The following is a 22,482-nucleotide window of genomic DNA, read 5'->3' as shown; positions in this document are numbered from 1 at the left end:
ATTAAAGGATACTCGAAAAGTATTAGACGAACGTGGATTTTTTATTTTTGTGTGAGTTGATTTATATGGTAAAACCATTAAATAATTTTTTATTATTAAATGGTTTTAACAAAGGTTTAACTAAAGATATTTTTTCATTAATCTATATAAAATAAGTTAAATATTGGTTAATGCAATTACGCTTTTTTAACAAAACAAGCTTTCAGCATTACTTTCATTCCATCAACCTTACAATCAATTTCGTGATCGCCGTCTACAAGACGAATGCCTTTAGCTTTGGCACCTTTTTTAAGTACAGTGGATGAACCTTTTAATTTAAGATCCTTAATTAAAATAATATCATCACCGTCAGCAAGTAAATTACCATTACTGTCTTTTACTTGTCGTTCGTCTTCTGATGAGGCTGTTTGATTCGGATCCCACTCATGAGCACACTCAGGGCAAACGTAAAAGGTGCCATCGTGATAGGTGTGTTCAGATTGGCAAACTGGGCAATTAGGAATAGTTTCCATGGGTTATGATTAATCCTAGTTAAATAAAATGGTGTTCACTATAGCAAAAAAATGCTATGAAGTCATGATATTCCCAGTCAACTTGCTTGCCTATTGCTGAGTAATTAGGGATTTTATCGTTTTAGGTTTTGGCAGATAAAAAAATAGGGTTATGGCATTAACCATAACACCTAAAATTTTAAAGGACTATTGTTGGAAATAAACATGTATTTCAATTAACTTGTTGATTAAGCTTTAGTGCTACAAACTGCAATATAATTAAGTTGGTCATGATGATGTTTAAACGTTTTAAACATTTTCAAAAATTGTGCGCGATTTTGTTTGCGCAAGGCGTTGCGAATGATTTTTAGTGTGCCAAACAGACCTTCGTCGTATAACATCCCTGTTGGCGACATCAATGTCATTGCATTATGCTCGGATTTAATATCAACAAATCCGGCATCGTTAAATAATTGATACCATGATTCAATGCTGGTTGGTTGAGCATTAACATTGATTGCATGACGAATATGCTTGATAATTTGCTCAGACTGTTTTGGGTTAACTAGCATAATATCATGGGTAAGTAATTTCCCACCTGGCTTTAATACACGATAATACTCTTTTAATAAATGATTTTTGGCTTTATCGGCATACATGGTAAGCATCGCCTCATTAATCACTATATCAAAGCTGTTATCCGCAAACGGCAGTTTTGATGCATCAGCTTGCTGGATGTGGATTAAGTGGTCTAATTTGTTTTTTCTAATATTTTCCTCTGCTTTTGCTAAAGCCAACTTATCCATATCAATGCCAGTAATATTGCAGCCAAAACGCTTAGCAATCTCCATAGAGGTTGTGCCCATATTGCAAGCAATCTCAAGTACCTGCATTTGTGGCGTAAAGAGTGCTTGCTTAAATAACCACTCGGTGGCTTTTTTACCTCCCGGGCGTAATCGGGTTTTCCCTAATTTAGCAAGGAATTTATGCCCGGCTTCTTTATTGCTGTTCATATTTGTTCCTTAATTGTGGTTTAAAGTTATTTCTCTTAGCATGACTAATAACATTTTAGCCGCTTGTGGCGCTTCAACAGCATGAGGAATATTGGCTGGCATTCTGACAATAGTGCCAGGTTTTGCTGTAACGGGTTGTCCATCAATCGTTAATGTCAATTCGCCTTCGATCACCATAACAATTGCGTCAAAAGGAGCGCTATGCTCAGATAAGCCTTGTCCTTTATCGAAAGCAAATAACGTTAAATTACCGCCTGTTGTTTTAGCTAAAACACGGCTTGCGATGCCTTGTTCAGTTGGGGTAATTAATGAACTCAGTTCAAGTGCTTGAACGGGGGTAATCGTGTTGTTTGACATTGTATACTCCTATCGAAAGTCGAACCTTGTACTATAAATTTAGGTAATTTTTTAAATAAACCATTATATTTCATGTGGTTATTAAAAAAGTTAAGTATTGAAATAAGAATTATTATCAACTATATTAAATTTATTTTAAAAGTATCATTAGGTAAAACCTATGACATTTGTCAAAAATAGACCCACCGAACAACAAATTTTTGATTGGTTAAGCCAAGTTAAATTATTTAATGGATTAACCCAAGACGCTTTGTTGCCAATCATTGAAACTGCACAGTATATGGAACTCGATATCGGTGATATGTTTGGGCATGAAGGAATGCCTTTATCGGGATGTGCGCTGATGATTAGGGGGCAGGTTGAAGTATATCGAAATACTTATCTCGGTGAGGAAAAAGTTTTTGGTATATTCTCAAGTTACCAATTAGTCGCCATTGCCGCAATTTTTATGCCACATAACCGTTTTCCAATGACGATTCGAGCTAAAACAGACTGTTCTTTACTCTTGATTGAAAAGAGCAGTTTACTCAAAGTTTGTCATAATCACCCAATTATTATGCAGCGCTTATTGGTTAATTTTAGTGCTAAATTATATGAACAGATTAATAATATTGATTGGTTAACTTCAAGCTCAGCAGAGCAAAGATTAGCGGCTTATTTTTTATCGTTATGTACTAACCAAACCAATACCTATCAATTTATATTACCAATATCACGCAGCCAGTTGGCTACTAAGTTAGGTATGCGTTATGAGACATTAAGCCGTCTTATCTCTAGTTGGCGAAAAGATCAGGTCATCAAAGTTGAGAATCACTCTATTAAAGTATTAAAGCCAGCCTATTTGAAGGGGTTAACGCTACCTTCCGAGCGTTCATTTTAATTGTTTTCTCATCTGACAACCTAGTTTTGCTGTCAGATGATAATATGTAGCGATTAAAAGTGATAAACAATCCCACCATTAAGATTAAAGCCCATTGCACTAAATAACGTCATGTCATTTTTTGATGCGACTACGTGATTAGCAACTGATGCACTTGCATAACGTTTGTTGGTTAGATTATCGGCAATTATGTAACCTGACCAGCCTTTAGGGTTTTGATAATTTATCTTAAATCCAAAAACAGCATATTGATCACGGTACTGAATATGCATATTGTTAGCGTGATCAACTGGCGTGTTAGTCGGTGACCAGTGTAAATTAGGGCCAAACGTCCAGTTATCTATTTTATAGAGTAACTGCGCATTGATAATATTTCTTGGAATGCCTGCAATATAGTGATGATTATATTGCCCGCCCTGAAAACGAAAATCGCTATAAGTCCAAGATAAACGATATTCGATATCCCCCCTGTTTAAGACGGAAGGTAACAAGCCTTTTATACCCGCTTCAATGCCTTGATGACGGGTTTTACTGCTATAATTGGATATGCCTACGGTATTGCCAATGGCATCATAAGTAGAAATATATTCATCTTTAATAATGCTACGATATAAAGCTACATCCCAATTTAGATTCTCAATAATTTTACCGCTGCCACCAATTTCAGCAGTGATACCTTTTTGGCGATCGAGCTTATTTAGCTGTGCTTTTCTTCCATTGCTGGTAATAATTTCACGAAATGATGCCGGCTCATTACTGGTACTTAAATTGCCATAGAAGCGGTTATCACTTGTCAGCGTCCAAATTAGCCCAATTTTGGGTGACCAAAATGTCCATGACTGATTGAGCTTATTATTACTATGGCGAGTATCGACATTCCGTTTGGCGTGCGTGACTTTGGTATCTAGGTTCAACTGCCAAGCGTCATTAATATTCCAAGAAGTGCCGATTGCACCATTGATGTTTTCTGCAACGGCTGTATAGTTACCAAGCAGACGTTTAAACATTGGTGTATTACGTCGATTCATCAATAATTTGCGATCCAAATTGGTTTTATCCCAAGCAAGGGCACTATGAAATGTAAGGTCGTTAAATTTGGATTGATAAGCCACTTCAGTACCGGTAGTGCGACTATTACTTAATGTATAATCGGTGGGTGTAATAAAATTATCATGAGTTCGCTGGTGCCAGACACCGAGTTCGACAGATTGATCACCAAAAGTCCAATTAGTCCGATTAGCTATACGGGCTTGTTCTGTATGGCGATGCGGGTCGGTGAGTGTGATAATGTGTTCAATTGCCCTAGGGGCGTGTTTTGATTTACTTTGCGAAAGTGGCCCGGGAATATCAAAGCGTACATCTGTCCAGCTTAGCCATGTGCGGTTTTCAACACTATCGGAAGTAAAGCCAAAATTCGCTCGAGCAGTTTTACGCTGTGAGGTTGAATGATGACGGTAACCGTCGAAATGGTCATAAGATAAACTCAATCGTCCGTCAATACCATATGACTCGCTACTATTGCCTATAGCAATTTGAGTGGCTTGCCGACCAAATGCTCCATATTCATAGCGAGCAGTACCATTATCGTCCTTTCCTGTGAACGAGATAAAATTCAGTTCGCCCCCTAAACTATTATTTTGTGGATGACTATTGTTGGCACCACGATAAACAGAAATCAATCGGGTATCTCGCATATCGAGCGTACTAATATGGAAATCGCCGTCAGCATCATTAATAGGCAGACCGTCTTGTAATAGTAAAACACCGCGCGAAAGCGGGGTACTTTGTACGCCAGAACCACGAATATTCAATCGTGGTTGATCTATCCCACCAAAAAAGTTCTGAATAATGATACCGGGTTGATAATCCAATGCATCTTGTAGTGTCGATAGCCTATTTTCTTGATCGGGAACAACAAGATTCGTTGCGCCAGCAGTTTGATTTAATTTGTTCTGTTCCTGCTGGTAACTGGGTGACAAAGCACTATGTTTAGATAATTCATTATTTGGTGTGACTAATATCACATCAGGCCTATTTTCTGCTAATGAGTAATGACTCAATACCACGGTTGAACAAAGTGAAGTCAGTATTGTTTGTTGAGCGATTTTCTTGAACTTACGCATAATATCTTCTTCCCCTAAATAAATGATAATGATTATTATTTGCGAAATAATGATATTATCCTATGACATTTATCAAAATCGGGTAAAAAGAGAGTTAATTTAAAATTCTATTATTGCCAACCTTAATAATTAACTGAAAGAAAAACAAATAACGCTTTGATGCTGTTTAGCAAAGGAATGATGAGCTTTTTATTTTTATAAATTTAACTCAATGACTGACTATATCAATTGTGATGAATATTTTTTGTTTAACTGTGGCATAAAGCTAGCAATTGCTGATTTTTTGGATGTAAAAGTATTGGCAGCGGCGAGTGGAGAAGCTGAGATTGCATTTTGCAATGGTGTTACTTTGAATTTGGTAAATGTTAGTCATTCACCTAATTAAAAAGGTTTAAATTACCTGTTAAACAGCTGTATTAACGATATAGAAAATAAAAAAGACGCAAATATATGCGCCTTTTTTGCTGAAATAAAGAGCATTAAGATGCTCTTTATAGTTAGCTATAATTATTTGATAACTTTAGCAACCACACCAGCACCAACAGTACGACCACCTTCACGGATAGCGAAACGTAAGCCGTCTGCCATTGCGATTGGGTGAATTAATGATACTGTCATTTTGATGTTATCACCTGGCATTACCATCTCTACGCCTTCTGGTAATTCAATAGTACCCGTTACGTCAGTTGTACGGAAGTAGAACTGTGGACGGTAGCCTTTGAAGAATGGAGTATGACGACCACCTTCATCTTTGCTTAGGATATATACTTCTGATTCAAAATCTGTATGTGGTGTAATTGAACCTGGTTTTGCTAATACTTGACCACGTTCGATTTCTTCACGTTTTGTACCACGTAGTAATACACCTACGTTCTCACCAGCACGACCTTCGTCTAGTAATTTACGGAACATTTCAACGCCAGTACAAGTTGTTTTTGTTGTTGGTTTGATACCAACGATTTCAACTTCTTCACCAACTTTGATCACACCACGTTCTACACGACCTGTTACCACTGTACCACGTCCTGAAATTGAGAACACGTCTTCAATTGGAAGTAGGAATGGTTTATCGATATCACGCTCTGGTTCCGGAATATAGCTGTCTAAAGCTTCAGCTAATTCAACAATTTTTTCTTCCCATGCTGCATCGCCTTCTAACGCTTTTAACGCTGAACCACGAATTACTGGAGTGTCATCACCTGGGAAATCGTATTGAGATAGAAGTTCACGTACTTCCATTTCAACTAATTCTAATAATTCTTCATCATCAACCATATCGCATTTATTTAAGAATACGATGATGTAAGGAACACCTACTTGACGACCTAAAAGGATGTGTTCACGAGTTTGTGGCATAGGACCATCAGTTGCTGCTACTACTAAAATAGCACCGTCCATTTGTGCCGCACCAGTGATCATGTTTTTAACATAGTCAGCATGGCCCGGACAGTCTACGTGTGCGTAGTGACGAGTTGGTGTATCGTATTCAACGTGTGAAGTGTTGATGGTGATACCACGTGCTTTTTCTTCTGGTGCATTATCGATTTGATCGAATGCGCGAGCTTGACCGCCGTATTTTTTAGAAAGTACAGAAGTAATAGCTGCAGTTAAAGTTGTTTTACCATGGTCAACGTGGCCGATTGTACCAACGTTAACGTGGGGTTTTGTACGTTCAAATTTTTCTTTAGACATCTTAATGTTCCTTTATTAAATCACTTCCCTAATTTTGTAGGGAAGTGTTACTTTATTTATATAAATAATTATTTCGCTTTACGAGCTTCAATAATTGCTGTTACGATGTTTGAAGGTGCTTCGTTATACTTCAAGAACTCCATAGAGTAAGAAGCACGACCTTGTGTTTGTGAACGAAGGTCTGTCGCATAACCAAACATTTCAGAAAGTGGAACTTGTGCTTTAACTGTTTTACCAGTTGCAGTATCTTCCATACCTTCGATCATACCACGACGACGGTTTAAGTCACCGATAACGTCACCCATATAATCTTCAGGGGTTTCAACTTCTACTTTCATAATTGGTTCTAAAAGCACAGGTTTAGCTTTCATGAAGCCTTCTTTAAATGCCATTGATGCGGCAAGTTTAAAGGCAATTTCGGATGAGTCGACATCATGGTAAGAACCAAAATGTAAACGCACACCAAGATCCACTACCGGATAGCCAGCTAAAGGACCTGATTTCAATTGCTCTTGGATACCTTTATCAACTGCTGGAATAAATTCACCAGGAATTACCCCACCTTTGATTTCGTTAACAAATTCGTAACCAGCACCGCCCGCTTCTAATGGATACAAGTCGATAACAACATGACCGTATTGACCACGACCACCAGATTGTTTTGCATGTTTACCTTCGATATCTTTAACTGTTGTACGAATTGTTTCACGGTAAGCAACTTGTGGTTTACCTACATTCGCTTCAACGTTAAATTCACGTTTCATACGGTCTACGATGATTTCAAGATGTAATTCACCCATACCAGCAATGATAGTTTGGTTTGATTCTTCATCAGTCCATACACGGAATGATGGATCTTCTTTTGCCAAACGACCTAAAGCAATACCCATTTTTTCTTGGTCAGCTTTAGTTTTAGGTTCTACTGCAACCGAGATAACTGGCTCAGGGAATTCCATTCTTTCAAGAATAATTGGTGAATTTTCAGCACAAAGCGTATCACCAGTTGTGACATCTTTAAGACCGATTGCTGCTGCAATGTCACCCGCACGAACTTCTTTGATTTCTTCACGTTTGTTCGCATGCATCTGTACGATACGACCAAAGCGTTCTTTACGATCTTTAACTGAGTTAAGAACTGAGTCACCAGAGTTAACTACACCAGAGTAAACGCGGAAGAAGGTTAAGTTACCAACAAATGGGTCAGTTGCAATTTTAAATGCAAGTGCAGCAAATGGTTCATCATCACTTGAATGACGTTCTGCTGGTTCACCATTTTGTAATTCACCTTTAATCGCAGGGACATCAGTTGGAGCAGGTAGATACTCAATAACTGCGTCAAGCATGAACTGAACGCCTTTATTTTTAAATGCACTACCACATGTTACCAAGATGATTTCGTTAGCAAGTACGCGTTCACGTAGTGCTTTTTTAACTTCTTCTTCAGTTAACTCATCACCACCTAGGTATTTTTCCATTAACTCTTCGTTAGCTTCTGCTGCAGCTTCGATTAAGTTTGCACGCCATTCTTCAACTTGCTCAACCATGTCAGCTGGCACATCTTCATAAGTAAAGGTTGTACCTTGGTCAGCATCATTCCAGTTAATTGCTTTACGTTTAAGTAAATCAACAACACCAGTAAAGCCTTCTTCAGCACCGATTGGTAATACTAATGGAACAGGCACTGCCGCTAAACGTGTTTTGATTTGTTCAACCACACGTAAGAAGTTAGCACCCATACGGTCCATTTTGTTTACAAATGCGATACGAGGAACTTTATATTTGTTAGCTTGGCGCCATACTGTTTCTGATTGAGGTTGAACACCACCAACCGCACAGTAAACCATTACTGCACCATCAAGAACACGCATAGAACGTTCAACTTCGATTGTGAAGTCAACGTGTCCCGGGGTGTCGATGATATTGATACGGTGTGGTTCAAATTGTTGTCCCATACCTGACCAGAATGCAGTTGTCGCTGCTGAAGTAATAGTAATACCACGTTCTTGTTCTTGTTCCATCCAGTCCATGGTAGCTGCGCCATCATGAACCTCACCAATTTTGTGACTTACACCAGTATAAAACAAAATACGTTCGGTAGTTGTTGTTTTACCTGCGTCAATATGTGCACTGATACCGATATTACGGTAGCGTGCTATAGGGGTTGTACGAGCCATATTAATCCTCTATTTAGAATCGTTTGCTTAATAAAATATCATTTAGGTTGACTGACAGTAGATATGTGCTGCCAGTCTAATTTCAAGCCACTTAATATCAGTGGAAAGATTACCAACGATAGTGTGCAAACGCTCTATTAGCTTCAGCCATACGATGAACATCTTCGCGTTTTTTCACAGCAGTGCCTTTGTTTTCAAAAGCATCCATAAGTTCATTCGCTAGGCGTAACGCCATTGATTTATCGCCACGTTTACGTGCAGCATCTACAATCCAACGCATTGCAAGTGCATTACGACGAACTGGACGCACTTCAACAGGAACTTGGTATGTAGAACCACCAACGCGACGAGACTTAACTTCTACAGTTGGTCTTACGTTATCTAATGCAACTTCAAAAGCTGCTAAGTGGTCTTTTCCACTACGCTCAGCTAATTTATCAAGAGCTGAATATACGATTGATTCTGCGATAGATTTTTTACCATCTATCATTAAAATATTTACAAATTTCGCCAGCAAATCTGAACCGAATTTCGGATCAGGTAAAATTTTTCTTTGACCGACAACATGACGACGTGGCATTGGAATACTCCGTTTATATGTTATAAATTTTCAGGTTTACCCAAAACTCAAATGAGTTAAATGGAATTATTATAGTTTGGCCTTACTTAACGGAGTTCCATTAAGCTTTAGGTCGTTTTACACCGTATTTAGAACGGCTTTGTTTGCGATCCTTAACACCTGCGCAGTCTAATGCACCACGAACAGTGTGATAACGAACACCAGGTAAATCTTTAACACGACCACCGCGGATTAAAATCACGCTATGTTCTTGCAAGTTATGACCTTCTCCACCGATATAAGAAGTCACTTCAAAACCGTTGGTTAAACGTACACGGCATACTTTACGTAATGCTGAGTTTGGTTTTTTAGGTGTAGTGGTGTAAACACGTGTACAAACACCACGTTTTTGCGGGCATGCTTCAAGGGCAGGAACGTTACTTTTCGCTTCCTTTAGCGCTCTTGGTTTGCGTACCAGCTGATTAATTGTTGCCATTAATAAGCTCCTGATTAATTAAAATAAATTTAAAAATTGCTTTTTAGATACGTAATTAATAACTGTAGCCCAAAGCCTATGTATATAAGTTTTGGGTCGCAAGATTCTAGACCTCAATAGATATAATGTCAAGTTTTTGCTTTAGTTAAGGAGGAATCTAATATTATGAATTGCTATTTTTAACCCTATTATTACTAATAAATTAATAATAATATTTTTCAGTTAAATTTTCCCACCGGAACTAACCGATGGGAAAAAAATTAATGATGATCGATAAAGATAAATTTTAATGCAAATAGAAGGGCAAAAATAATGACGCAAAGATTTAATTCTTTAAATTTACCAGTTAATGTTTTTAACACAACGTAAGAGATAAAACCAAGTGCTACACCTTCGGTAATAGCAAAAGCGAAAGGCATCATTAATGCGGTAATAAATGCTGGTGTTGCATCAGTTAAATCAGACCAATTAACTTTCATTAAACTTGAAACCATTAAGATTCCAACAAATATTAAAGCACCAGATGTCGCATAAGGTGGAACTAAATGGGCTAAAGGCGATAAAAAGGTCATTAATAAAAATAATAATCCAACTACAACTGCAGTTAAACCTGTACGCCCACCAACTGAAATACCAGCAGAACTTTCAATATAAGTTAGTACTGATGAAGTTCCAAATAAACCACCAAGTGAAGAACTAAAACTATCGATTAATAAAGCTTGACGCATTTTAGGGAAACGCCCTTTTTCGTCAGAAATTCCTGCTTTGTCGGTTAAAGCTAAAATTGTTCCGGAAGAATCAAATAGGCTTACAATCATAACTGAAAAAATAACACCCATAATACCCACATTAAGTGAACCAGCTAGATCGACATGACCAACAACACTGCTAACACTTGGTGGAACTGATGCAATTCCTTGATAACTAATATTAGGATCAAGCCAAAGTGCAAGTAAGGTAACAACAAGAATTGAAACTAGTACAGCCGCATGGAAATTACGAGTTGCTAGAATTATTATAATAAAAAATCCTAGTGAACCTAATAATACTTTAAGTGATAAGATATTGCCTAAGGTTAGTAATGTTTCTGGTGATGCGACCACAATTCCCATATTTTGAAATCCCATAAAAGCAATAAATAGTCCAATACCAGCACTTATACCTGCTCGCAAACATTGCGGAATATGTTCAATTAACCAATGGCGAACTTTAAATAATGATAATGCAAAAAAGATTAATGAGCCCCAAAATATTGCCCCCATACCCACTTGCCAAGAATAGCCCATAGCACCGCATATTCCATAGGCAAAGAAAACATTGAGTCCCATAGCTGGAGCTAAAGCAATCGGTAGATTGGCAAACAGCCCCATTAAAATAGTAGCAAAAGCTGTTACGACGCACGTTAGAACAAAAACTGCTGATTTGTCCATGCCAGTTACAGATAAGATAGAAGGGTTAACAAAGATAATATAAACCATGGTTAGAAAAGTTGTACAGCCTGCTATAACCTCTGTACTGATTGTGGTTTTCTTCTCTTTCAGTTGAAAAATTTTTTCGAATAGTGAATTCATAAGTTAAAGCCCAATTTAGTTTGATAGTAATCGATATAACCTTTATTTTTACCTAATTTATTTTGCAGTAAAAATAAAAAAGATACAAAGTTATCACTTCATATCTCAAAAAACGAAAAAACACAGCGCTATTATTGCCTGTAATTTATTTTGGTCAAGCGTTATTCATATTAAGAATATCGTTTAGTAATTGATAGATAATTTTTATAACTTACCTCTAAAATAGTTGTTTAGCTCATTTGAGATGAGCTAAACAATGGGTAGAATATTACTAACCTAGTTCTTTAATATATCTAATTTATTCTTAGTGATTTTCACTTTTAAAATACGGTGACTTTCAATTTCGGCAACTTCAAATAAATAATCGCCAATTTGTATTGTTTCACCGACATTAAGTAAATGTTGGGCTTTTTCCATCAACAATCCAGCAAGAGTATGGTATTCTCGCTTATCATCTATTGGTATAGGAACATACCTTACTAATTCTTCTACAGGGATGTAACCATTAGCAATCCAACTGTTATCATCAATACATTGAATATCGTGTTTGGCATCAATTTCCTCTTCTTCAGTTGGGAAATCACCAGCAATGGTTTCAATAATGTCAGTAACAGACACAACTCCTTGCATTGAACCAAATTCATCAACCACAAACGCAAAATGGGTTTTCGCTTTTTTGAATTGTTCCAGTGCGACAAGTAAAGATACCGTTTCAGGGAAAATTAATGGCTGCTTTATTAAAGAGTTAATATCAATATGCTGTTTATCTTGTAAAACATCTTTCAATAGATCATTAACTTGAATAATGCCTAATGGTTCATCAATTGAAGCATTATCCGTTACGACTAAACGTGAATGAGGATTATCAAATATCTCTTTTAATATCACCTCACGATCATCATTTATATTGACCATATCAACATTTAATCGTGAGGTCATGATGCTACTAACTGAACGTTGAGCCAATCCTAACACTCGCTCGACCATGTTTAATTCTTGATGATTAAATACTGATGTTTTCTTATTATTATCAGAAACAACATCAATATTGTGAGTTTCGGGATCTTCTTCTGCATCGCCTTTGAGTAAATGTAAAATCGCTTCAGCGGTGCGTTCACGTAATGGTTTTTTGTTTAATGCTTTTCGGCGATTGAATATAGCTAATTGATTAAAAAACTCAATCATAATTGAGAAACCAATAGCTGCATATAGGTAGCCTTTTGGAATAATAAACCCAAAACCTTCGGCAACCAAACTAAAACCAATCATAAGTAAAAAACTTAAACATAAAATAACAATCGTTGGATGGGAGTTAACAAAATAGGCCAATGGTTTACTTGCTACCATCATGATACAAATAGCAATACAAACAGCAATAATCATTACTGGAATATGTTCAACCATACCCACTGCAGTAATTACTGAGTCGAGTGAAAATACGGCATCAAGTACAACGATTTGAGCGACAACAGTCCAAAAATGTGAAGTCTTTTTGGGTTTACCATCTTCATGTGAAGCGCCTTCTAAGCGTTCATTGAGTTCCATTGTGGCTTTGAAAAGCAAAAATATACCACCAAGCAACATTATCAATTGCCTAGCATTGAAACTGATTCCGGATATAGAAAATAGAGGGGTAGTGAGTGTAACTAACCAACCAGTAAACATTAATAACAATATTCGTGTAATTAATGCAAAAGCAAGACCAGTAATGCGTGCTTTATCTCGTTCTTGTGGCGGAAGTTTCTCGGCAAGAATGGCAATAAAAACAATGTTATCAATGCCAAGGACGATTTCAAGTACAACTAGAGTGGATAAACCAATCCAAATTGTAGGATCCATGATCCATTCCATATGTCAGGTGATTACCTCTAATGAATACAGCACATGCTGCTTAGTAATTCTGTCTGCAATTGACTAAATAATCAATAAAATATTTATATTTTTAGCCATTTTTCTAAAAAATCCAGGTTTAACACTAAATTGTTAAGTGAAAATTAGCTTCGCCAGAAGGTTGGTGTAAATAAAACCAATAAGGTAAATATTTCAAGTCGTCCAAATAACATGTCCACAACCATTACCCATTTAACCATATCACTTACATGCGCAAAATTATCACTCACACTGCCAAGACCAACCCCCAAATTGTTCAATGATGAGGCAACAATATAAAATGAGTCAGTTGCATCAATTCCAGACGCCATAATGATAAATAGACTAATTAAAAAAACTAATGCATAGGCAGAAAAGAATCCCCATACTGCCTCAATAATTCGTTCCGGTACAACTCGATTATTCAATTTTAAGGTATATATTGCATTCGGGTGTATAAGACGTTTTAATTCACGTGAACCTTGCATAAATAATAGTAGAACGCGAACAACTTTTAACCCTCCTCCAGTAGAACCAGCACAGCCCCCAATAAATGAAGCACATAATAAAAAGATTGGTAATGAGGATGGCCAAGTATTAATATCATCGACGGTAAAACCGACAGTTGCAGAAACCGACACGACTTGTAACACGATTTTATCAATACCAAGATTTCGTTGTGGTTGATAAAAATAGATAACAAAGGCACAAATAACAATTAAAATAAGAAGGATAAAGATAAACGTTCTGAACTCTTGATCGCGCCAATAAACTTTAAGTGAAATACCATTTAATGCGGCAAAATGGAGTGCAAAATTACAACCAGATAAAATTAGGAAAATAGTAACAATATAGTTAATTGCTGGACTATTAAAATAAGCTAAATTGCTGTCATGAGTTGAGAATCCTCCCATCGATATCGTCGAAAAACTATGCGAAATAGCATCGAAGATATTCATTCCAGCAAACCACAAACTTATTGCGCATAACGAGGTAAGCAAAATATAAATAGACCACAATGTTTTTGCCGTTTCAGCAATGCGGGGACGCATTTTACTATCTTTTTGAGGACCTGGGATTTCAGCTCGATAGAGCTGCATTCCACCAACACCTAATAATGGTAAAATAGCAACTGCAAGTACGATAATTCCCATTCCCCCAAGCCATTGTAGCAATTGACGATAAAATAAAAGGGCCTTAGGTAAATGATCTAAATTAACAATAGTTGTAGCGCCTGTTGTTGTTAACCCAGAAAAAGATTCAAAAAAAGCAGTAGTTAAATTAAGATTGATATGATTATCAAAAAGAAATGGAAATGCACCAATAGTACCTAAAACTACCCAGAATAATACAACAATGAAAAAACCTTCCCTAGTACTCAACTCATGACGCTGATTTCGATTAGGGAACCACAACAATACTCCTAAAATTAATGCAGCGAAGAAAGAACGGACAAAAATTGCGCCAGCACCATCACGGTATATTAATGCGACTAGTGCCGGTATTAACATAAATATCGACAATAATGATATTAATAAACCGATAATTCTTATAATTGAGCGCCAATGCATCATAGTAATAATCTCTATTTGAATCCACGAGATGCTTTTATAAGATCGTAAGCAGCTTGAATTTCTTGTGCTCGCTTTTTGGTTGCCTCTAACATCTCTTTTGGTAAGCCTTTTGATGCTAATTTATCTGGATGATGTTCATTCATTAACCTGCGATAAGCTTTTTTGATTTCAGGAATATCAGCAGATGAATCTATCCCTAAAATTCTATAAGCATTTTGCAAATCTGATTGGTGAGAACTGTTTTGATAATTGCCATAATTATTGCTTTGTTGATATTGACTATTTTGTTGATTATTATAATATTCTTGACGGAAATGAAAGCTTCCCATCATCATCTGAATATATATAACCATTTGTTGGCGAGGAATATGGAATTCTTCAGCAACAATAAACAAAATTTGTGACTCTTTTTCATCTAAATTACCATCAACTAAAGCCGCTTGAATTAATTGTTCACAAAATATATTTAAAACATTTCTTCTAAAACGATATTGAAAGTAGAGTTCTCGTAAACGCGATCGAAGTGGGTAATCACTTGCTTTACCACGATTAAATGACTCTTGGGCTAATTGGCGACCGGCTGCATCAAGTTGTAGCCGATCCATAAATTGCCGAGCAAGATTAATATCATCTTGGGTAACAACACCTTTAGCTTTACTCAGATGCCCCAATACTTCAAAAGCAACAATTAAGTACAAAGTTGGGTTTGATTGTGTCCTTTTTTCATTTAATCTATTGCCAAATGCTTGATACAACATTGGACCTATTAATAGACCAAGTATAAATCCCCATCCGGATTTGAAAACTGAGCTCAGTATTAACCCGAGAATAATGGACCAGATAAAAGACATATTATTCGTTTACCTCAATTCGATCGATTTTTTGTAATCCACGCGGTAGTGATGTTCCTTTACGAGCACGCTCTGCTCTAAATTTTTGTAAATCAGTAGAAGAAAGCGTAAGTTTGCGTTTACCAACATACAACGTCAGTGAGGTTTCAGGCGTTATCAGCATCATATAAGCTAGGCTATCATCGCTGGCAGATAATGAGATAATTTTATTTCCTTTACCTTTAGATAACTCTGGTAAATCTTTCACCGGGAAGATAAGCATTCTACCCGCTTGACTAATTGATAAAAGCAAGCTTTCCTCTGATACTATCTCAATCGGTGCAAGTACATTTGAATTATTAGATAAATTAATTACTGCTTTACCGTTACGATTACGCGCAATTAAATCGCTAAATTGACAAATAAAACCGTATCCGGCACTAGAAGCAAGTAAGAATTTTTGTTCTTCATCGTTTGACATTAAAACATGTTCAATAGTTGCACCTGCTGGTAATGCTAATTTACCGGTAATTGGCTCGCCTTGTCCTCGAGCTGATGGTAAAGTATTTGGCTCAATAGCATAACTTCGCCCAGTTGAATCGATAAAGACAACTGGCTGGTTACTTTTACCTTTTGCAGCAGCTTTAAAGCTATCGCCTGCTTTATAACTTAATCCGACGGGGTCAATGTCATGACCTTTAGCCGCTCTTACCCATCCCATTTCAGATAATACAATTGTGACGGGTTCAGAAGGTGTTAATTCTTGTTCAGTGATCGCTTTAGCTTCACTTCGCTCAACTATTGGCGAACGGCGTTCGTCGCCATACTTTTCAGCGTCTTCTTGCAATTCTTTTTTGATTAAATTACTGAGTTTTCTTGGTGAAGCAAGTAGAGCTTGTAGTTGATCCCGTTCTTTAGCAAGATCAGCTTGTTCGCCTTTAATACGCATCTCTTCCAATTTAGCTAAATGACGAAGTTTTAACTCTAAAATAGCTTCTGCTTGTATTTCACTTAAGGCAAATCGCTTAATTAATTCTTCTTTTGGTTCATCTTCATGACGAATTATTTCAATAACTTCATCAATATTTAGAAACGCAATTAATAAGCCATCTAAAATATGTAATCTTTTTAGGATCTTATCTAAACGATAATTTAATCGACGTGTTACCGTCAAACGTCGATATTCTAACCATTCAGTTAATATTTCAACTAATCCTTTAACTGATGGACGATTATCAAGTCCAATCATATTCATATTGACGCGATAGCTTTTTTCAAGATCCGTGGTAGCAAATAGATGATTCATAACTTGCTCTAAATCCACTCTATTAGATCTTGGGACAATTACTAAGCGGGTTGGATTTTCATGGTCTGACTCATCGCGTAAATCTTCAATTAATGGTAATTTTTTCGCCCGCATTTGCGAAGCAATTTGCTCTAAGATTTTAGCACCTGAAACTTGATGAGGAAGATCAGTAATAACAATATCACCCTCTTCTTTTTTCCAAACTGCACGCATGCGGATTGATCCTCGTCCAGTTTGATAAATTTTAGCAATATCTTCTGGCGCAGTAATAATCTCGGCTTCTGTTGGAAAGTCAGGGCCTTGTATGTGAGCCATCACTTCACTAAGTGTTGCTTTTGGGTTATCTGCTAACATAATAGCAGCATTTGCTACTTCACGAATATTATGTGGTGGAATATCAGTTGCCATACCAACAGCAATGCCGGTTGTACCATTCAATAAAATATTGGGTAATCTAGCTGGTAACATTTTAGGTTCTTGTAAGGTGCCATCGAAGTTTGGCGTATAATCAACAGTGCCTTGCCCTAATTCGCCTAATAATAATTCTGCATATTTTGATAGACGAGATTCGGTATAACGCATAGCTGCAAATGATTTAGGATCATCTGGAGCTCCCCAGTTTCCTTGACCATCTACTAATGGGTAACGGTAAGAGAATGGTTGTGCCATTAACACCATTGCTTCATAACAGGCACTATCACCATGAGGATGGTATTTACCTAACACGTCACCTACAGTACGAGCTGATTTTTTAAATTTAGCCTGAGCATTAAGCCCTAATTCTGACATGGCATAAACAATACGGCGTTGCACAGGTTTTAAACCGTCACCAATAAACGGTAGTGCACGATCCATAATGACATACATTGAGTAGTTTAAATATGCGCTCTCTGTAAAAGTACGTAGCGACTGAACTTCTACTCCGTCATGAGTTATCTCACTCATTATTGTTCCTCTAAATTATTCTGTATATTAGACATCAAGTTCAACTTGGTCACCTTTTTCTTGTAACCATTCTCGGCGATCTTCTGCTCGTTTCTTAGCCAGCAGCATATCCATTAATGCCATGGTTTCCTCTGCATTATCTAGTGATAACTGAACTAATCTACGAGTATTAGGATCCATCGTTGTTTCACGGAGTTGTAATGGATTCATTTCGCCTAAACCTTTAAAACGTTGTACATTCGGTTTACCCTTTTTACGTTTAAGCTGATCTAAAATCCCTTCTTTTTCTTCTTCATCAAGGGCATAATGCACTTCTTTACCTAAATCAATACGATAAAGCGGAGGCATAGCAACAAAGATATGCCCATGTTCAACCATCGCCCGAAAATGACGAACAAATAACGCACAAAGCAAAGTGGCAATATGTAATCCATCTGAGTCTGCATCAGCTAAAATACAGATTTTACCGTAGCGCAATTGACTTAAATCATCACTATCAGGGTCAATACCTATGGCAACCGAGATATCGTGGATTTCTTGTGAGCCTAATACCTCGTCTGATGATACTTCCCAAGTATTTAAAATTTTACCTTTTAATGGCATTATGGCTTGATATTCTCTATCTCGTGCCTGTTTGGCTGAACCACCTGCAGAATCACCTTCTACCAAAAATAGTTCAGTACGACTTAAATCCTGTGAAGAACAATCGGCCAATTTACCAGGTAAAGCAGGACCACTTGTGAGCTTTTTACGAATAACTTTTTTAGATGCTCGTAGGCGTTTTTGCGCACTTGAAATGACCATTTCAGCCAATAATTCTGCAATTTGCACATTTTGATTTAACCAAAGACTGAATGCATCTTTAACAATTGCCGAAACGAATGCAGCGCTTTGTCTTGATGAAAGACGTTCTTTGGTTTGACCAGCAAATTGAGGTTCCTGCATTTTTACGGATAACACATATGCGCAGCGTTCCCAAATATCATCGGCGGTCAGCTTTAGGCCTCGAGGAAGCAAATTACGGAACTCGCAAAATTCGCGCATAGCATCAAGTAAACCTTGACGTAAACCATTAACATGAGTACCACCTTGTACAGTTGGAATCAAGTTAACGTAACTTTCAGTTAAAAGTTCTCCACCTTCTGGTAACCAGAGTAAAGCCCATTCGACTGCTTCTGTTTCGCCGGTATGACTACCAGTAAATGGCTCTTCAGGTAATAGTGTGTAACCACTAACAGATTCCATTAAATAATCTTTTAGACCGTCCTGATAACACCAGCGTTGTTCAGTATTGTTAATTTTATCTTTGAAAATGATTTCTAACCCTGGGCAGAGTACCGCTTTTGCTTTAAGTAAATGAGTTAAGCGGGGTACAGAAAATCGTGGTGAATCAAAATACTTTTCATCAGGCCAAAAACGTACTTTTGTACCGGTATTTCGACGACCACATGTACCTATTACATGTAAATCCTCAACTTTATCACCATTTTCAAAAGCGATTTGATAAACTTGCCCATCACGATTTACAGTAACTTCTACACGCTTTGATAATGCATTAACAACGGAGATACCAACACCATGCAAACCGCCTGAAAATTGATAATTTTTGTTGGAAAACTTACCTCCAGCATGTAAACGGCAAAGTAAAAGTTCAATAGCTGGTACACCTTCATCAGGATGAATATCAACCGGCATACCTCGCCCGTCATCAATAACCTCAAGTGAATTATCTTCATAGAGTGTAACTTTAACTTGGCGGGCATGTCCTGCAATAGCTTCATCTACACTATTATCAATAACCTCTTGTCCCAAATGATTTGGGCGAGCAGTATCAGTATACATGCCTGGTCGATGGCGGACAGGATCGAGTCCTTTTAGGACTTCAATATCAACAGCATTATAAGTGGATTGTGACATAAGTTTTCTATTTATTCGAATAAATGGGCATATTATACCAATCTTTCTTTAAGATGCATGAAATTAAATTGATAATGAAAATCAAATTAAATTTTTAATTGATAATAATTCTTATTTTATTAATTTATTTTAAGTTAATTTCGATTTTAGCCTTTTTTCTGTTTTATAATCCTATCTATAGTATTATGATAAATACATCCCAAATAAAAAATAAGGGAATAGGATGAGCAAGTCAGAAAACAAAATAACTCGGCGTGATTTTTTGCAAAAATCACTAGCAATTGGTGGTGTGGCAGCAGTGGCAAATAATTTGCAATTACCTTTTGCTTATGCAACATCTGAAACAAATCACGATAAAGCATTGATACCTAATCCCACTAATGATGAAAAGATTTTCTACAGCGCCTGTTTAGTGAATTGCGGTAGTCGTTGTCCTCTAAAAGTCCATGTTAAAAACGATATTATTACTAAAATCTCATCCGAAGACGGTATTAATGATCCTATTTTCGGTCAACATCAAATTCGCCCATGTTTGCGGGGGCGAGCGGTACGCTGGCGAACTTACGATCCGGAGCGTTTAAAATACCCTATGGTGCGAATAGGTAAGCGTGGTGAAGGTAAATTTAAACGTATTAGCTGGGATGAAGCAATAAATTTATTGGCGGATAAACTTAAATACACCATTAATCGTTATGGCAATGAAGCTATTTATTGTCAATATGGAACAGGTACCACTGGCGCAAATATCGCCGGACGCAGTGCTTGTAGACGGTTTTTAAGTACTATCGGTGGTTATCTAAATTATCATGGCGATTACTCAAGTGGACAGATAACTGCTATTAAGCCTTATATTTATGGCAATGCTAAAGAGTCGCTCATTGATCAAATTAAACATTCAGATTTGGTTGTTATGTTTGGACATAATGTTGCTGAAACGCGAATGTCAGGCGGTGGGCAAGTAACGGAACTGTTTCATGCTTTAGCGCAAAGTAAAGCCAGAGTGATTATTATCGATCCTAGGCGTAGCGAAAGTGTGGTTGGCTATAATGCCGAGTGGATCCCGATTATTCCCGGTACCGATGCGGCGTTAGTTGCTGCAATTGGCTATGCTTTACTGGAAGAAGATAAAATTGATGAGGCAATGCTTAATCAATATTGTGTGGGTTGGAATGCTGACTCATTGCCGGATAGCGCACCCCCTTTTAGTGATTATAAATCTTATATTTTAGGTTTAGGTGATGATAGAACACCGAAAACGCCGGAGTGGGCAGCAAAAAAAACCGGTATCCCCGCTAAACAAATTCGTAAACTTGCCTTGGATATTGTTAACGCTAAAGCAGCATGGATTTCGCAAGGCTGGGGAGCACAACGTTGGCAAAATGGTGAGCATACTACAAGAGCAATTATGATATTGCCTATTATCACTGGTCAATTTGGTAAACCGGGCACCAATATTGGTACTTGGGGCGGAAGCGTGACTTATCCGGTTCCGGGTCTGAATTTATTAAATCCGATTAAAACCAGTATTCCATTTTTTTTATGGACTAAAGCAATCGAATCACCGCAAAGCATGACCGCAAAAAATGCTTATATACTTGGTAAAGATAAATTGGATGTCGGTATCAAGTTTATCTGGAGTTACGCCAGTAATGTAATTGGTAATCAGCATGCCGATCTCAATCGAACGCACCAAATTTTACAAAATGAATCTCAATGCGAATTTATCTTAGTGTGGGATACTCATATGACCGCATCAGCACGGTATGCCGATCTGTTATTACCGGATGTGTCATCTGTGGAAAGTAACGATTTAATTAATAATTCTTATGCATCCGGCGCTTACCATTATGTTATTCGTATGCAACGGGCTATTAAGCCACTTTGGGAAAATCGATCGTCTTATGATGTGTTAACTGAGTTATCAGAAAAAATGGGCGTTAAAGATAAATTTACTGAAGGGCGAACGCAAGATGAGTGGATAGCGTATAGCTATGAAAGAATGCGCAAGCAAAATCCTGATTTACCGCCTTTTGTTGACACTGACGGTAAGGGTATTGTCGATCGTAAGTTAGCGGATAGCGATGCGCAAATTGCCTTAAAAGCATTCCGGGATGATCCGATTAATCAGCCATTAAATACCCCGTCTGGCAAAATTGAAATTTATTCAGAAGCGCTGGCAAAAATAGCGGGTGAATGGGAGATTGAGCCGGACGATAAACTCTACCCAATTCCTGCTTATTTGCCTGCTATTGAAGGGAGCGAAGATCAACAAAAACGCGATAAATATCCGCTGCAAATGATTGGATTTCATATTAAAGGGCATTGTCACTCCTCTTATAGTAATCTTCCCCAACTACGAGAAGCTGTTGCCAGTAGCGTTTGGATTAACCCAATTGATGCTGAACAAAGACAAATTAAGCATGGGCAATTAGTTGAAGTATTTAATGATCGTGGTCGGCTTTATATTCCGGCTAAAGTAACGCCTCGTATATTACCGGGCGTGATCGCTATACCTCAAGGGCTATGGGCAAAAACTAATGCTGCTGGCGTGGATATTGGTGGTTGTATTAATCGTTTAACCTCATTGCGCCCGTCAGTGTTAGCGAAGTCAAATTCGCAGCATACTAATTTGGTTGAAATCAAACCATTATCAACTATGCCAGCGGCATCATAATTAAAAAGGGA

Annotated in this window: 17 protein-coding genes; 3 read left to right on the top strand and 14 right to left on the bottom strand. The window is 37.4% G+C overall.

Annotated elements, in window-relative coordinates:
• Positions 1-176: 176 nt before the first annotated feature.
• The 3 genes from GYM76_RS10255 to GYM76_RS10245 all read right to left on the bottom strand — a co-directional run bounded on the left by GYM76_RS10255 (position 177) and on the right by GYM76_RS10245 (position 1,861).
• A complete protein-coding gene (locus GYM76_RS10255; RefSeq protein WP_065562693.1) occupies positions 177-512 on the bottom strand; it encodes a zinc ribbon domain-containing protein YjdM in 336 nt (111 codons plus the stop codon).
• Between the two features lie 227 nt (positions 513-739).
• On the bottom strand, positions 740-1,504 hold the full coding sequence (locus tag GYM76_RS10250; protein ID WP_065562692.1) for a class I SAM-dependent methyltransferase: 765 nt from the start codon (positions 1,502-1,504) through the stop codon (positions 740-742).
• Positions 1,505-1,513: 9 nt separating this feature from the next.
• Complete coding sequence (locus GYM76_RS10245; RefSeq protein WP_220225397.1) at positions 1,514-1,861, bottom strand: cupin domain-containing protein; 348 nt, start codon at positions 1,859-1,861, stop codon at positions 1,514-1,516.
• 160 nt (positions 1,862-2,021) lie between these two features.
• On the opposite strand from GYM76_RS10245, the gene GYM76_RS10240 reads away from it, so the two are divergent.
• Positions 2,022-2,741, top strand: coding sequence for a Crp/Fnr family transcriptional regulator (locus tag GYM76_RS10240; protein ID WP_065562690.1), 720 nt, complete (start codon positions 2,022-2,024; stop codon positions 2,739-2,741).
• 53 nt (positions 2,742-2,794) lie between these two features.
• Here the strand turns inward: GYM76_RS10240 and GYM76_RS10235 are convergent, their stop codons facing one another.
• Positions 2,795-4,864 (bottom strand): TonB-dependent receptor domain-containing protein, encoded by a 2,070-nt coding sequence (locus tag GYM76_RS10235; protein ID WP_220225396.1) that lies wholly within the window; start codon positions 4,862-4,864, stop codon positions 2,795-2,797.
• A 211-nt stretch (positions 4,865-5,075) separates the two neighbouring features.
• On the opposite strand from GYM76_RS10235, the gene GYM76_RS10230 reads away from it, so the two are divergent.
• Positions 5,076-5,249 (top strand): hypothetical protein, encoded by a 174-nt coding sequence (locus GYM76_RS10230; protein WP_220225395.1) that lies wholly within the window; start codon positions 5,076-5,078, stop codon positions 5,247-5,249.
• A 122-nt stretch (positions 5,250-5,371) separates the two neighbouring features.
• Here the strand turns inward: GYM76_RS10230 and tuf are convergent, their stop codons facing one another.
• The 10 genes from tuf to parE form a co-directional block, all read right to left on the bottom strand.
• Positions 5,372-6,556: an elongation factor Tu gene (gene tuf, locus GYM76_RS10225; protein ID WP_065733704.1), complete on the bottom strand. Its 1,185-nt coding sequence runs from the start codon at positions 6,554-6,556 to the stop codon at positions 5,372-5,374.
• Between the two features lie 68 nt (positions 6,557-6,624).
• Positions 6,625-8,730: an elongation factor G gene (gene fusA / locus GYM76_RS10220; protein ID WP_065562791.1), complete on the bottom strand. Its 2,106-nt coding sequence runs from the start codon at positions 8,728-8,730 to the stop codon at positions 6,625-6,627.
• 109 nt (positions 8,731-8,839) lie between these two features.
• A complete protein-coding gene (gene rpsG, locus GYM76_RS10215; protein WP_034883788.1) occupies positions 8,840-9,310 on the bottom strand; it encodes a 30S ribosomal protein S7 in 471 nt (156 codons plus the stop codon).
• A gap of 100 nt (positions 9,311-9,410) precedes the next feature.
• Positions 9,411-9,785, bottom strand: a complete 375-nt coding sequence (rpsL, locus tag GYM76_RS10210) for a 30S ribosomal protein S12 (RefSeq protein ID WP_034883792.1) — start codon at positions 9,783-9,785, stop codon at positions 9,411-9,413.
• Between the two features lie 260 nt (positions 9,786-10,045).
• Positions 10,046-11,356 carry an NCS2 family permease gene (locus GYM76_RS10205; protein WP_065562798.1) on the bottom strand — a complete coding sequence of 437 codons (1,311 nt, stop codon included), beginning with the start codon at positions 11,354-11,356 and terminating at the stop codon, positions 10,046-10,048.
• A 276-nt stretch (positions 11,357-11,632) separates the two neighbouring features.
• A complete protein-coding gene (locus GYM76_RS10200) occupies positions 11,633-13,207 on the bottom strand; it encodes a TerC family protein (protein WP_065562799.1) in 1,575 nt (524 codons plus the stop codon).
• Between the two features lie 143 nt (positions 13,208-13,350).
• On the bottom strand, positions 13,351-14,796 hold the full coding sequence (locus tag GYM76_RS10195) for a TrkH family potassium uptake protein (protein WP_220226220.1): 1,446 nt from the start codon (positions 14,794-14,796) through the stop codon (positions 13,351-13,353).
• Positions 14,797-14,810: 14 nt separating this feature from the next.
• Positions 14,811-15,650, bottom strand: a complete 840-nt coding sequence (gene djlA, locus GYM76_RS10190) for a co-chaperone DjlA (protein ID WP_220225394.1) — start codon at positions 15,648-15,650, stop codon at positions 14,811-14,813.
• Position 15,651: 1 nt separating this feature from the next.
• Entirely contained in the window at positions 15,652-17,880 is a 2,229-nt protein-coding gene (gene parC / locus GYM76_RS10185) for a DNA topoisomerase IV subunit A (RefSeq protein ID WP_220225393.1), read from the bottom strand.
• Between the two features lie 27 nt (positions 17,881-17,907).
• Positions 17,908-19,797 carry a DNA topoisomerase IV subunit B gene (gene parE, locus GYM76_RS10180; RefSeq protein ID WP_220225392.1) on the bottom strand — a complete coding sequence of 630 codons (1,890 nt, stop codon included), beginning with the start codon at positions 19,795-19,797 and terminating at the stop codon, positions 17,908-17,910.
• Between the two features lie 223 nt (positions 19,798-20,020).
• On the opposite strand from parE, the gene GYM76_RS10175 reads away from it, so the two are divergent.
• Positions 20,021-22,471, top strand: a complete 2,451-nt coding sequence (locus tag GYM76_RS10175; RefSeq protein ID WP_220225391.1) for a DMSO/selenate family reductase complex A subunit — start codon at positions 20,021-20,023, stop codon at positions 22,469-22,471.
• The last annotated feature ends 11 nt before the right edge of the window (positions 22,472-22,482 follow it).

It is taken from the genome of Gilliamella sp. ESL0443 (genome assembly GCF_019469165.1).
GTDB lineage: Bacteria > Pseudomonadota > Gammaproteobacteria > Enterobacterales > Orbaceae > Gilliamella > Gilliamella apicola_E.
The sequence above is the reverse complement of the archived record's forward strand: the minus strand, read 5'-3'. Positions and strand labels throughout refer to the sequence as shown.